General features: G+C 58.9%; 11 protein-coding genes and 1 pseudogene. 5 read left to right on the top strand and 7 right to left on the bottom strand.

Translation table 11 applies throughout. From position 1 onward, the window contains the following. A pseudogene (locus AA0535_RS13430) lies at positions 1-1139 on the bottom strand (hypothetical protein); the annotation flags it as partial. 66 nt (positions 1140-1205) lie between these two features. Further along, the gene (locus tag AA0535_RS13425; protein ID WP_264817085.1) at positions 1206-1706 is read right to left on the bottom strand and encodes a hypothetical protein; all 501 of its coding nucleotides are present in this window, start codon (positions 1704-1706) and stop codon (positions 1206-1208) included. Positions 1707-2742: 1036 nt separating this feature from the next. Here AA0535_RS13425 and AA0535_RS13420 point away from each other — a divergent pair. Then, complete coding sequence (locus tag AA0535_RS13420) at positions 2743-3258, top strand: DUF2938 domain-containing protein (RefSeq protein WP_264817082.1); 516 nt, start codon at positions 2743-2745, stop codon at positions 3256-3258. Between the two features lie 42 nt (positions 3259-3300). On the opposite strand, the gene glpK is transcribed toward AA0535_RS13420, so the two are convergent. From glpK to AA0535_RS13400, 4 genes are all read right to left on the bottom strand, one after another. After that, on the bottom strand, positions 3301-4836 hold the full coding sequence (gene glpK, locus AA0535_RS13415) for a glycerol kinase GlpK (RefSeq protein WP_264817079.1): 1536 nt from the start codon (positions 4834-4836) through the stop codon (positions 3301-3303). Positions 4837-4916: 80 nt separating this feature from the next. Further along, positions 4917-5813: an MIP/aquaporin family protein gene (locus AA0535_RS13410; protein WP_264817077.1), complete on the bottom strand. Its 897-nt coding sequence runs from the start codon at positions 5811-5813 to the stop codon at positions 4917-4919. 45 nt (positions 5814-5858) lie between these two features. Then, positions 5859-7481, bottom strand: a complete 1623-nt coding sequence (glpD, locus tag AA0535_RS13405) for a glycerol-3-phosphate dehydrogenase (RefSeq protein WP_264817075.1) — start codon at positions 7479-7481, stop codon at positions 5859-5861. 118 nt (positions 7482-7599) lie between these two features. Beyond that, positions 7600-8370 carry a DeoR/GlpR family DNA-binding transcription regulator gene (locus tag AA0535_RS13400; protein ID WP_264817073.1) on the bottom strand — a complete coding sequence of 257 codons (771 nt, stop codon included), beginning with the start codon at positions 8368-8370 and terminating at the stop codon, positions 7600-7602. A 79-nt stretch (positions 8371-8449) separates the two neighbouring features. On the opposite strand from AA0535_RS13400, the gene uvrB reads away from it, so the two are divergent. From uvrB to gshB, 4 genes are all read left to right on the top strand, one after another. Beyond that, the gene (gene uvrB / locus AA0535_RS13395; protein WP_304500918.1) at positions 8450-10666 is read left to right on the top strand and encodes an excinuclease ABC subunit UvrB; all 2217 of its coding nucleotides are present in this window, start codon (positions 8450-8452) and stop codon (positions 10664-10666) included. Then, a complete protein-coding gene (locus AA0535_RS13390; RefSeq protein WP_264817071.1) occupies positions 10663-11556 on the top strand; it encodes an aldose 1-epimerase in 894 nt (297 codons plus the stop codon). The genes uvrB and AA0535_RS13390 overlap by 4 nt, the downstream gene beginning before the upstream one ends. Continuing rightward, entirely contained in the window at positions 11549-12046 is a 498-nt protein-coding gene (greB, locus tag AA0535_RS13385) for a transcription elongation factor GreB (protein WP_264817069.1), read from the top strand. The genes AA0535_RS13390 and greB overlap by 8 nt, the downstream gene beginning before the upstream one ends. 137 nt (positions 12047-12183) lie before the next feature. Then, on the top strand, positions 12184-13170 hold the full coding sequence (gene gshB / locus AA0535_RS13380; protein WP_264817067.1) for a glutathione synthase: 987 nt from the start codon (positions 12184-12186) through the stop codon (positions 13168-13170). 3 nt (positions 13171-13173) lie between these two features. On the opposite strand, the gene AA0535_RS13375 is transcribed toward gshB, so the two are convergent. Continuing rightward, positions 13174-13455 carry a hypothetical protein gene (locus AA0535_RS13375; RefSeq protein ID WP_264817066.1) on the bottom strand — a complete coding sequence of 94 codons (282 nt, stop codon included), beginning with the start codon at positions 13453-13455 and terminating at the stop codon, positions 13174-13176. Positions 13456-13681 lie beyond the last annotated feature (226 nt).

Genomic DNA, 13681 nt, shown 5'->3' with positions numbered 1-13681 from the left:
CCGTAGACATTGGGTTGTCCCTTGATCAGAGCGTTTGGGTCGAGTGTCGCAGAGCCGCCGAAGGAGATGGTGCCGCCGTCGAGGGTAGCGCCGCTGGCTCCGGTCAGGGTGCCGCCGGAGCTGACAGTTGCGTTCTGCGCGTAACCGCCGCCGAGGATGGAGACGGAGCCTCCGGAATTGATGACGGTGTTGTTGGCTCTTCCCCCTGTGGAGATGACTTCCGTACCGCCTGCGGAAATGACGGTGTCGGCGGCTGATCCCCCGGAGCTGATGAACTGCTTGGCATTACGCAGGATGGTGCCCGAGGCGACACCGCCTCCTGCGGCGCCGGTGCGGTTATTATAGCCGATATCTTGCCAGCCGTTGTTGGAGATAATCGCATCGCGCGAAATGGCGCCAGTGCCTTGGACAGCCATGTAGCCGCCGATGAGCTTATCACTGATGCTCGATCCTCCTGCACCGACGAGGATCGCACCAACGACATTATTGGCTGCGCCCAGGCCCTGACCACTGACAGTGGTCGTGCTGGTCACAGCGGCCGCGTTGAGGATGACCGTTGCCCCGGACGTGACAGTTCCGCCCAGAACTGTGCCCCCACTGCTCGCTACGGCGGTCTGGCCTGAGCTTACTATACCGGAATATGTGTCGTAACCATTGATAAAAGATCCGCTCTGGTACAGCTTAATCTTGTAATCTAGATTTGCATCTGCTGTTTTGACGAAGCCCGTTTGATTTTTCAGCGCCTGCGGGGTCCAAACAAAATTCCCCTGAGCGATGTTCCCGTCTGATTGCAGTTTTACTTGAGTGTTAGCCATGGCTTTTGTACCCAAAATCCACGCCTGGCCATTATCATCTTCAAGCATGAAAAATGACATTCCTGGTACTATTCCGAAAACTCCAGAAAAAACCTTTTCGATAGACACGCTTGCCAAAACCTTGGATCCATCACTCACTATCATGCCAGACTGTGTAAAAGTCACAGACAAGAATCGATTACTTAGGGATTCCGTGTCCATCCACATATCTTGATTATTGATGAGAGGTCCACTGCCAGTAGAGGTATAGCGACCAGATATGCTTCTCAAAACGGTAAAAGAGAAAGTTCCGGAGGTCGGTAGATTCCATGATGCATTTGACATCTGGTTTTCCTATGGGGCTTCGCGTCTGATCTGAATTTTAGGTACGTATTGTCTAGGGCATGTGGGCTATAGCGGTATGGTGTCCGCCCCTGACACAGCACTACCGTTTTGATAAAGGATCACCTTGCCTGTTATTGGCACAGGCTGCGGGGCTGGGGCGGGATTGGGATCCGAGGCTCTCGAGAAAAGGATACCGCTATCGGTGAGGGATCCTTGAGGCCAGCCAAGCGTGCCATAAGTGATTCGACCTTCAGCCTCCGGGTAATAATTAAGCCTGAGTGTTGGATACGACGCGACCATGTCTTTGTCGCCGGAGAGAACGTAAACCTTATTGTTCGTCCCTCTGATGAGAAAGGTGTCACCGGAAGTATTGCGAGCAGGTGAGTTGGGTTGTGCATAGATCGGATAGGTCCCCGCAATGGAAACAGTTTCGACCGTTTTGTTTGGGTAATAAATTTTGAGTGTGCTGTTTTCGATGGAAAATACGACGCGTCCCTGCGACGAAACTGTTTGTGTTGAGCTCCCCAAATCACGAGTGCCCAGATAGGAATTGTAATAAGTAGTCATGAGTATCGTTCCTATCTTTTTCGGGGGTATTCTACTTTGATATACTCGTGCCAAGCGATCCAAGCTCTTGGCTTGTCTGCGTTTGAACCGGGCATCGTACTATCTTGGGACGCTAGAATTGCGTTTCACTTCGGTTTCCGCGGCATATCGTGAGATTTCGAATAGGTCAACAAATTGAAGAAGATCGACCATACAGACTTGTTATTTCATTAAATAAACTAAGTCTCTATTGAGAAAAAGTTTATTATACAGATAAACTTTTAATAAAGATTCTCATCCTCAAGAAGAAAAGCAGACATTCTAAATAGACATACGCGGGCAATGTGATTGGGCGGTCGAATATCTTGGATTTGGAAATTGTATATACAAGCCACCTGATAACTTTTTAAGGCTCAATTGACGGCTGGGGGGATGCCATAAGGCGAATTAGGACTGCACCGATACGTTTTATCTGATACATCTGGTTACTATTACGAAACCTCGCAAACCCATAAATCGGGACGAAATTTTAAATGATGACTATATGGTCAGAATTCATGATTTGAAGTCTCACACTGGGAGTGAGAATTAACGATATCGACCTCATACGACATAATACGACATATTCTATAACGATATGCCAATGATTAATAACGATCTTTGCGTAGTTTGAAATATAATTTACGGCGCGTCGCTCCCTCGTCTGAGTCTGTTCGCAGGGTGACGACACACGAGCGTAAGGCCCGTTCATAAGGAGCGACCACCGACGCATATCGCGCGGCATGCCATGCGGGATCTTCGGGTGAGGCACTGTCTCCAGGTCATCTTGGGCGCGGCTCAGGCAGAGCCCAAATAGCGTCAGGGGACGGCGATTGGATCGAAGCGCATCACGCTAGGCCCCACCCCGGCAGTGATGCCCCCGTCTGAAATTGCAGAGTGTGATCACTATCGCGCGTTTCCCGCTCCTTGAGGGCGCGCGGATCTGGCTGCTCGGTCAGGGATCTGCCATTCAGGGCGCCCGGATCGCGCAGGGGCGATCCTCTGAGGAACATTGCTCATGAACGCTCTCATGTCCCATCCTGTCGAGGCAACGCTCGTCTTCACGCTTGTTGTCGGTGTCGTTTCGACGCTGGTTCTGGATCTCTACGCCGTGGCACTGGAGCGCGCTACCGGTATCGGCCGCACCAATTGGGGCGCCGTTGGGCACTGGCTGGCAGGGATGGGGAGGGGACGGATGGTGTTTTCACCCAACGCGGATGGCCTCTATACACAGGGTGAGCATGGGCTCGGATGGATCTTCCACTACGCCGTGGGCTGCGCCTACGCCCTGATGCTGCCGCTCTTCTGGGGCGTGGGTTACGTGGCCGCCCCGAGCCTGATGCCGATTATTCTGATCGGGTTTGTGCTGACCACCATTGCAGGTCTGACGCTCATGGTGCCGGGCATGGGGGGCGGGTTCCTCGGGCTGAAAACGCCCAATCCGATAAAGCTCTATGGGCTTGTTCTTCTGGCCCATGCGGTATTCACCGTCGGTCAATATGCGGCGGCGCTCGCTCTGGCTTCCCTCATCTGAGGTGCCGGTCCCGGCAGGGCGCGCCCTGCCGGAGAATGTCACTCAGGCGGCGCGATCGTGTCGGGTGGCACTGCTGCCAGATGCAGCGGGGGCGGGCGTCAGGGTGCGTCTCACCGCATCTTCCCAGCCACGCAGCAATTCGAGACGCAGTCCGGGCTCGATCCGCGGTGCGAAGCGGCGTTCTTCCTCCCAGGTGGTGGCGACTTCGTCGAGGGATCGCCAGACGCCCGTTGCCAGACCGGCCAGAAAGGCCGCCCCAAGCGCTGTCGTTTCCAGATCGACCGGGCGCTGCACTTCGGTATCGAGAATATTGGCCAGGAACTGAGAGAACCAGTCATTGGCCGACATGCCCCCATCGATGCGCAAGGTCTGGGCCTGCATTGCGCCATCCTCGCGCATGGCATGCGCCAGATCATAGGTCTGATAGGCCACGGATTCCAGCGCGGCCCGGGCGATATGGGCCTCGGTCGAGCCCAGAGTGAGGCCGCAGATCAGCCCGCGTGCCTCAGGGTCCCAATGCGGAGCCCCGAGCCCCACGAAGCCGGGCACCATATAAACGCCATGGCTGTCTGGTACACGGGTGGCCATGTCATCGGTCTGCGAGGCATGGGTGATCAGATGCAGCCCGTCACGCAGCCATTTGATGGCAGCCCCGGCCACGAAAATCGAGCCCTCGAGCGCATAGGTGGTCTTGCCATTGATGCGGTAGCCGATCGTGGTGAGCAGCCTGTGATGCGATGTGACCGGTTTCTCCCCCGTATTAAGCAGCATGAAGCAGCCCGTGCCGTAGGTTGCCTTGGCCATGCCAGGCTTGAAGCACGCCTGACCGACCAGCGCGGCGTGCTGGTCGCCCGCCATGCCGCCAATGGGAATGGCCTGACCGAATAGCTCCGGATCGGTCATGCCCAGCGCGCCGCTATTGTCGCAAAGTGCAGGCAGCAGTGCCTCGGGAACGCGGAACAGTTTCAGAAGCTCCTTGTCCCATTCCTGGGTGTGGATATTGAACAAGGCGGTGCGGCTTGCATTGGTGACATCCGTCGCATGCGTCTTCCCGCCTGTCAGACGCCATAGCAGGAAGCAATCGATCGTGCCCATCGCGAGCTCGCCGGCTTCTGCCCGCTCGCGCAGTCCCTCAACATTATCGAGCAGCCAGGTGATCTTGCTGGCCGAGAAATACGGGTCGAGCAGGAGACCCGTTCTGGCGCGCACCAGCTCCTCGGCGCCATCGCGCTTGAGTTCGGCACAAAAAGACGCGGTGCGACGATCCTGCCAGACAATGGCTTTATGCACGGGCTTGCCGGTTGCCCGCTCCCAGAGCACCACGGTCTCGCGCTGGCTCGTAATCCCCAGACCCGCGATTTTCTCGACGCCGCCTGATTCTGCAATGGCCTCGCGCGCGGTGGTGAGCGCGTCGCTCCAGATATCCTCGACATCGTGCTCTACCCATCCGGGATTGGGGTAATGCTGTTTGAACTCGCGGCGCGACAGGGAGAGCGTGCGGGCCCTGTTGTCGAACACGATGCTGCGGGTGGAGGTCGTGCCCTGATCAATGGCGAGAATATGGGTCTTCTGGGTCATGATGTGGCTCCATCAGGCGCGCCCTGGGCGCGCCCGGCTAAAGGGAGGAGTGTCAGGCAGAACGGTGTTGGTCAGCGCTTTCAGGGAACGGGCGTTGCCTGAGGTCCAGTGGCCGGGTAACTGCCGGTCGCGGTGCGGGGCGCTACGGGCTCCGTCAGGACCGGCGTCAGGGGCTTGGCCTGTTCAGGATTGTAGTTCGGCATGAAGGGGCGCAGCGTGAACTGATAGATACCCGCGCCGATCACGCCGCCCACGAGAGGGCCTGCAATCGGCACCCACCAGTAATGCTGCGGTGCCGGAAAGGCCGAGGCTCCCCATCCGGCGAAAAATGCGAAGGTGCGCGGACCGAAATCACGTGCTGGATTGATGGCCCAGGCATCCAGATAGCCGGATGAGGCGCCAATGGCTGCAACCAGCAACCCGATGATGAGCGCTCCGGAATTCGCCTGCGGGGCCTGCGTGTTGTACTGACAGGTGATGGCGAAAATGCCGAAGACGAGCACCCCGGTCAGCACGATCTGCACCACGAAGGAGTGCATGGCCGTGACCGCAAGGCCAGGATGAGTGAAGAAGACGCCCGCCGCCCCTCCATCCCCTGCACGGGTAAAGTGATGGGTCATGTTGTAATGATCGATCACCGGATGGAAGTTCAGATAGACGATGGCCGCGCCTGCAATGCCGCCAAGGACCTGGGCGGTGCAATAAGGCAGGACCTTCTTCCAGGAAAACCCGCGATAGAGCGCGAGCGCAAGCGTGACGGCGGGGTTGGCATGTGTGCCGCTGACAGCTCCCGTAGCGTAGATGGCGATGGTGACCCCCAGCCCCCAGACAATGGCGACGCCCCAATAGGCGTTCTGATAAGGGTTCGGGTCATAAAGCACGATCATCGCGGCGACGCTGTCACCGAAGATGATGATGATCGTGACGGCGATGAACTCTGAGATCAGTTCGCCGAGATAGCGTTTTCTTTCTGACATGAGAATATGTCCGCTAGCCAGAGGATGGGGGAGGGGGGAAGAAGGTCAGGCGGCCACGCCGCCTTCGGTTGTTTGCGGCGCTTGATCGGTGATGGCAGGGGCAACAGCGTCCGCGCTGTTACGGTGCAGGCGTCTGTCGATATGGTCCTGCAGGGCCCTGGTCTCGCCGGGTTGCAGGCGAAGCCCAAGCTTGGAGCGACGCCACAAAATATCGTCTGCGCTGCGTGCCCATTCATGGTCGATCAGATAATCGACCTCGCATCCGTACAGATCCGCGCCCAGATGCGGGCCAAGTTCGGCGTTCTGTCCGGGCAGGATCAGGGTGTCGACCAACGTGCCGTAATTACGCACGAGGCGTGTAGCGGTCTGATGCGACAGGCCTGTGATGCGACGCGTGAGCGCATCGACGCGTTGTGTGAAGCTGCCACGGGCGAAATCGCCGCCGGGCAGGGGCTTGTCCGCGGTCCATGACGTGACGGGAAGGCCCCTGAGATGAGGGGAGAGTTTCTCAAGCGCATGCTCGGCGAGCTTGCGATAGGTCGTGATCTTGCCGCCGAAAACCGAGAGCACGGGGGCACCGTCATGATCGATATCGAGCCTGTAGTCCCGCGTGACCGCCGAGGCATTGCCTGAATGATCATCATAAAGAGGGCGTACGCCCGAATAGCTCCAGACGACATCATCAGGCGTGATGGTCTTGCGGAAATAGCGGTTCACGCTTTCGCAGAGATAGGTGATTTCGTCCTGGCTGATCGAGACCTTGTTCGCGTCCTGCTCCCAGGGAATATCGGTTGTGCCGATCAGGGTGAAATCGGTTTCATAAGGGATGGCAAAAACGATGCGTCGGTCAGGATTTTGCAGGATGTAGGCCTGATCGGTCTCGAACTGACGCGGCACAACAATATGGCTTCCCTTGACCAGGCGCACATTGTTGCGGCTCTCGATCGACAGACGATCCTGGAGCAGTTCAGCCACCCAGGGACCCGCCGCATTGATCAGAGCACGTGCATGGACGCGTCGGCGCTCACCGGTTGGTACCTCTTCCAGCGTGGCTGCCCAGTACTCCTCGTGACGCTCCGCAGAGACGAGCCTCGTGCGCGTGCAGATCTCGGCACCGCGATCAGCGGCGTCCCTGGCGTTGAGAACGACCAGCCGGCTGTCCTGTACCCAGCCATCCGAATACTCGAACCCGCGCACGTAGTCCTGACGTAAGACCTGTCCGGCCTTTTCCTTCTGCAAGGTAAGACTGCGCGTCTTGGGCAGCGTCATGGTGCGGCAAAGATTGTCGTACAGGAACAGGCCGGTGCGCAGCAGCCAGGCCGGGCGCAGCATTGCGGAGTGGGGCAGGATGAAACGCAGGGGCCAGATGATGTGCGGGGCGATTTTCAGGAGGCGTTCACGCTCGTAAAGCGCCTCGCGCACCAGCCGGAACTCGTAATATTCGAGATAGCGCAGCCCGCCATGAATGAGCTTGGTGCTCGCCGAGGAGGTGTGGCTTGCCAGATCGTCCTTTTCGACCAGAAGTACTTTCTGTCCACGTCCTGCGGCATCTCGGGCAATGCCCGTGCCATTGATGCCACCGCCTATCACGAGCAGGTCATAAAGCGTCTCGGGCGGGTTTCCTCCCTGATCGTGTCGGGTTCGATCCGGTCGGCTCTGGTCGGTCATGGGAGAGCATCCTTCGCTTCAGACGAGTGCGAAGGCTTCGATAGAACAGAAACGAAAAAAAACGAACAACAAACGTTATTAATAACGTGTTCGTGTTATATGTTGCCCAACGGATGGGTCATGTAACATGCAACGTCACATTGGCGGCGGACAGGCTGGTTCGGAATTCTGCGCTTGGCATTCTGTCTGTGACGAAATCATCGATATCGCGCAGATCGCCAACCCGCCCGACGGGCTTGCGGGTGAATTTGGTATGATCCGCAAGCAGGATCACCCGTCTCGCATGGCGCATGATGGCCCGGGCGCACTGAATCTCGTCTAGGTCGAAATCTAGCAGGGTGCCATCCTCCTCAACGCCGGAGATGCCGATCACGCCGAAATCGGCCCGGAATCCCGAGAGAGACTCCGTGGCCCCGGCACCGATGATCCCACCGTCCTGCGGGCGTACGAGACCGCCTGCAATCACGGTCCGGAAATCCGCTCTGGGTGAGAGGGCGACCGCGACATGCAGGTTGTTGGTGATGACATGCAGATCACGATGCCCGGTCAGCGCCCGCGCAAAGGCTTCGGTCGTTGTGCCGATATTGATGAACAGGGAGCTGCCATCCGGGATAAGCGCTGCCGCCAGGGCGCCGATCGCGTCCTTCTCACGGGAATGCAGGGTCTGGCGTTCGCCATAGGCAATGTTTTCGGTTGATGAGGCCGGGCTCGCGCCCCCATGATAACGAGCCACATGCCCGGTTTCCGACAGAAGATTGAGATCGCGCCGGATGGTCTGGACCGTGACACCCAGCTTCTGGGCGAGATCCTCGTTGGACATGAAGCCATGCGCCTGAACGAGGGCCACGATCTGTCGGTGTCTGGGGGAGGTGAGGATTTCCTGCGTCATGAACCCCTGTCTGTCATGGGGCGTTGACGCCTTCAATCCCGCTCTTGTGACAGCCCGACCGAAAGCCCATTTCCCAGCCATGGCGACAGCAACACGATCCACGATGGAAGCGATCCCCGAGCACCGTCTCATGGGGTTCAGACCCGAACGCCAGCCGGCAAAGGAGAAGCTGCGGCGTCTCGTGGTCAAATCCGAATACGAGCCTGCTGGCGACCAGCCGACAGCCATTGCGGAGCTGACGCAGGGCGTCAATGACGGCGAGGTCGATCAGGTTCTGCTGGGCGTCACGGGCTCGGGCAAGACCTTCACCATGGCCAAGGTTATCGAAGCGACGCAAAAGCCGACTCTCATTCTGGCACCCAACAAGACGCTGGCTGCGCAGCTCTACGGGGAGATGAAGCAGTTCTTTCCCGATAACGCGGTCGAGTATTTTGTCTCGTATTACGACTACTATCAGCCCGAAGCCTATGTGCCACGCTCGGATACCTATATCGAGAAAGACAGCCAGATCAACGAGCAGATCGACCGTATGCGCCATGCCGCCACACAGGCACTGCTTGAGCGCAACGATGTCATCATCGTGGCCTCGGTGTCGTGCATCTACGGCATAGGTTCGGTCGAAACCTATTCACGCATGGTGGTCAAGCTCGAGGCCGGGGGCAGTATTGACCGCGATCGTCTGATCAAGGCGCTGGTCGAACTGCAATATCGACGCAATGACGCGTCGTTCGAACGCGGTACCTTCCGCGTGCGTGGCGAGCAGATCGATATCTTCCCAGTCCAGAATGAGGATCGTGCGTGGCGCGTGTCGCTCTTCGGTGACGAGATCGAGGCGATCACGGAGTTCGATCCTCTGACAGGCAACAAGACGGCCGATCTCTCCGAAATCAGCGTCTATGCCAATTCGCATTATGTGACGCCGCGCCCGACGCTCAATCAGGCCATGATCGGCATCAAGGCCGAGTTGCGCCAGCGTCTGGACGAGCTCAATGCGGCAGGGAAGCTTCTGGAGGCGGAACGCCTGCAGCAGCGCACCATTTTCGATCTGGAAATGATCGAGACCACCGGGGCCTGCAAAGGTATCGAGAATTATTCCCGATATCTCTCCGGCCGAGGTCCGGGCGACCCACCCCCGACGCTCTTCGAATATCTGCCGGAGGATGCGCTGCTGATCGTCGATGAGAGCCACGTGACGGTGCCCCAGATTGGCGGCATGGCGCGTGGTGACCATGCGCGCAAATCCGTGCTGTCCGAGTACGGGTTCCGGCTGCCCTCCTGCCTCGATAACCGTCCGCTGAAATTCGAGGAGTGGCAGGCGCTCCGACCCCAGAGCGTGTTCGTTTCCGCAACGCCGGGTCCGTGGGAGGTGGAGCGCACTTCTGGTGTCTTCGCTGAGCAGATCATTCGGCCAACCGGGCTGATCGACCCTGTAACGATCGTGCGTCCGGTCGAGGGACAGGTGGACGATCTTCTGGCTGAGGCACGTGATACCATCACGGCGGGTGGGCGTGTGCTGGTGACGACGCTCACAAAACGCATGGCCGAGGATCTGACAGAGTATCTGGGCGAGGCAGGCATCAAGGTTCGCTACCTGCATTCGGACGTCGATACACTCGAGCGTATCGAGATCATACGCGATCTGCGTCTCGGCGCTTTCGATGTGCTTGTGGGCATCAACCTTCTGCGAGAGGGACTCGATATTCCTGAATGCGCGCTGGTAGCCATTCTTGACGCCGATAAGGAAGGCTTCCTGCGTAGCCGGACCTCGTTGATCCAGACCATCGGGCGCGCTGCGCGTAACGTCGATGGGCGGGTGCTGCTCTACGCCGACAAGATGACGGGATCGCTCGAATTCGCAATCGAAGAGACGGCGCGCCGACGGGCGCGGCAGGTCGAGTGGAATGAGGCCCATGGCATCACGCCCCAGACTGTCCGCTCACGCATAGGCGACGCCCTTTCCTCGGTGTTCGAGCAGGACTACGTGACCGTTGGTCCCGATGAGGCAGGCGACACGCAAGAATTCGTCGGCAAATCCCTGGCGGCATCCATTCAGGACCTGGAAAAGCGTATGCGCGCCGCAGCGGCGGATCTCGATTTCGAGCAGGCGGCGCGTCTGCGTGACGAGATCAAGCGTCTTGAGGCGATCGATCTGGGGCTGGAGCCGCCCCCCTTGCCGAGTTCGACCGCAGGGCGTAGCGGGTTCAGAAGCAAGGACAAAACGCCGCGCCCCCTCGGACCGGGCGGCGGCGGGTATGACCCGGCCAAGAAGCGCGGCGGCAGGAGGAAAGCAGGATGATCGAGCTCAAACTGGGTGAGTCCCATCTTGGATTGCTGCCGTCCCTCGGAGGGAGCCTTGCATTCTGGCGGTTGCGCGGGCGTGATCTTCTGGTGCCGACCGCAGACCCGAACCTGGCGGCGCAGAAGAACACACCGGTGGCAGGCTATCCGCTGGTACCCTTCTCCAACCGCATCGGGGGCGGGCGATTCAGCTTCGAGGGGCAGGACTATACGCTTGCCCGAAATTTTGGCGCCGAGCCCAATGCGATCCATGGTAATGGCTGGGAGCGGGTCTGGTCTGTCGCTCAGAGCGATGCCGAGCGCGCCATACTCTATCTCGATCATGATCCGGCCAAGGGAGACGATCCGGCGCAGTGGCCGTTTGCCTATCGGGCAGTTCTCTCTTTCGTTTTGCATCGCATCGGGCTGAGCATCGAAATGCTCGTCTCCAATCGGGATACGCGACCTCAACCCGTCGGGATGGGGTATCATCCGTTTTTCGCGCGCAGCGAGGACATGACCCTGGACTTTGCGGCGCGATCTGTGTGGGAAAACGGGCCGGACATGTTGCCGACCAGCCAACTTCCCGCCGAAGGGGCGTGGGGCTTCCATCCGGCTCGCAAAGTTGGCGATGCACGTATCGACAACTGCTTTGCAGGATGGAAAGGCAAGGCTTCCCTCGGGTACCCTTCAGCGGGATATGCCATGGAGATCGAGGCTGATCCCGTTTTCCAGCATCTCGTAGTCTTCACCGCGCCTGAAAAGAATTTTGTGGCCGTCGAGGCGGTGAGCAACATGAATGACGGGGTGAACCATCCGGGCATCCTCGAAAACGGCGTGCATGTGCTTGCCCCCGGAGAGCGTATCTCGGGTGTCATTCATTACCGGGTGATCGAAGAACGTGGGTGACGCGCCGACGACGCCGCTTTCTCACTATCTCACGCCTCAGGGGGCAGCCCGCATGCGTGAGGAGTTGCGGGAACTGATGCAGGTTGAGCGACCCAGGATTGTCGAGATTGTCTCTTGGGCTGCCGGAAATGGGGATCGCTCGGAGAATGGCGATTATCTCTACGGCAAACGTCGACTGCGTGAGATCGACAGGCGGGCGCGTTTTCTGAGCAAGCGTCTTGAACATGCGCTGATCATCGACCCGGCGGCGCAGACAACGCGTGATCGCGTTTTCTTCGGCGCGCAGGTCTCCTATGTTGATGAGGATGACGTCACGCATGACGTAACTATCGTCGGATGTGACGAGGCCGACCTGACCCGGCGCGAGATCAGTCTGGTCTCTCCCGTTGCGCGCGCCCTGATGCGCGCGCGCGTGGGGGATGAAGTGAGCCTGCAGACGCCGGGGGGCGCCGTGATGCTCGAAATCCTGTCGATTGCTTATCCTGCCTGAGTGCTTGACCCGATGCGGTATGGCGGGCGTAGGAAAGCAGCGCGACCTCTGTTAGACCTGATCATGATGACGCCCATCTTGTGGGCCTGGGGCCTGATCCCCTCACGATGAATTCAAAGACCGAAAGGACCGAGCCGATGGCGCTCAGAATAGCCGTGCAGATGGATCCGCTGGAACATGTCAATATTGACGGAGATTCCACCTTCGCGCTGATGATCGAGGCGCAGCGGCGCGGCCATGAGCTGTTCGTTTATCCCGTCGACACGCTTTGCCTGGGTGAGGGGGGTGCCGAGACCGAGCTGCATCACGGTCGCGTCTCGGCAATGGCGCGTCCGGTGACCGTGCAGCGCGTCAGGGGGGACCATGCCAGCTTCGGTCCGGTCTCGCGCCTCAATCTTGGCGAAACGGACGTGGTGCTGATGCGTCAGGACCCGCCTTTCGATATGGGCTACATCACGGCAACCCATATGCTCGAACATGTGCATGGTGTTGGGCCCGGCAAGACGCTGGTCGTCAATGATCCGAAATCGGTGCGCGACGCACCGGAGAAGCTGCTGGTCACGCACTATCCCGATCTGATGCCGCCCACACTCGTCACCTGGGACGTGGCTGCACTCTCTGAATTTCGGGCGCGCTACGGCGATGTCATTCTCAAGCCGCTCTATGGCAATGGCGGAGCCGGTATCTTCCGCATTCGCGAAGGGGACGAGAACTTCGCGTCTCTCCTGGAGCTGCATTTCAGCCGCTCGCGCGAACCTCTCATGATCCAGCGCTACGAAGCCATGGTGCGCAAGGGTGACAAGCGCATCATTCTGGTCGATGGCGAGCCGATCGGGGCGATCAACCGTGTGCCTGCCACGGGCGAGGCACGGTCGAACATGCATGTCGGGGGCCGGGCCGAGGCTGTAGCCCTGACTGAGCGCGATCAGGAGATCTGCGCGCGCATCGGGTCACATCTGCGTGACAACGGTCTGATCTTCGTCGGGATCGACGTGATCGGCGACTGGCTCACGGAAATCAATGTGACGTCGCCCACAGGGCTACAGGAACTGGACCGTTTCAACGGGATCAACAGTGCCGGACTGGTATGGGACGCGATCGAAAAACGCGTGGGGGCGGCCTGACCGTCAGGCCTTCACCGTAGGGGGTGGAGGCGCTTCGGTTTCCTTCGCTTCAGGAGCATTGGTCTTGTCCGTATCCTGAGCGGGCGCGGCATCTTCGGTTTGAGGTAGTTCGTACCGGAACGGCAATGACACCACGGGCATCTCACCGTCCGGCGGCAGTTTCGGTGGCGTCTTGTCAAACTTGTTGAGATACCACTCCCTGATGTCCTCCTTGAACTTCAGGACATAGATCGAGGACCAGAGGCCCAATGCCAGCAGGAACAGGAAAATATTGAGCCGTGACATTCTGCGGTCTCTCCTCCTCGGGTGTTCTCATTCGGCGTCGTAAGACCGCCTGGACCCTGTTATTACCTATCTTCTAGGCGCGTGCCGTGACGAAATGCAAACCGCCTCTCGCCAGTCATGGCGAGATAGGATAAGACCTTCAGGCAATTCGATGCCTGCCACACTGGCTGACGTCAGGCTGCCCTACGGGGCAGGACCGGCCCTTGTGCGTGGGCGGCAAGCAGGT

This window comes from Asaia krungthepensis NRIC 0535 (assembly GCF_025995175.1).
GTDB classification, from domain to species: Bacteria; Pseudomonadota; Alphaproteobacteria; order Acetobacterales; family Acetobacteraceae; genus Asaia; species Asaia krungthepensis.
The sequence above is the reverse complement of the archived record's forward strand: the minus strand, read 5'-3'. Positions and strand labels throughout refer to the sequence as shown.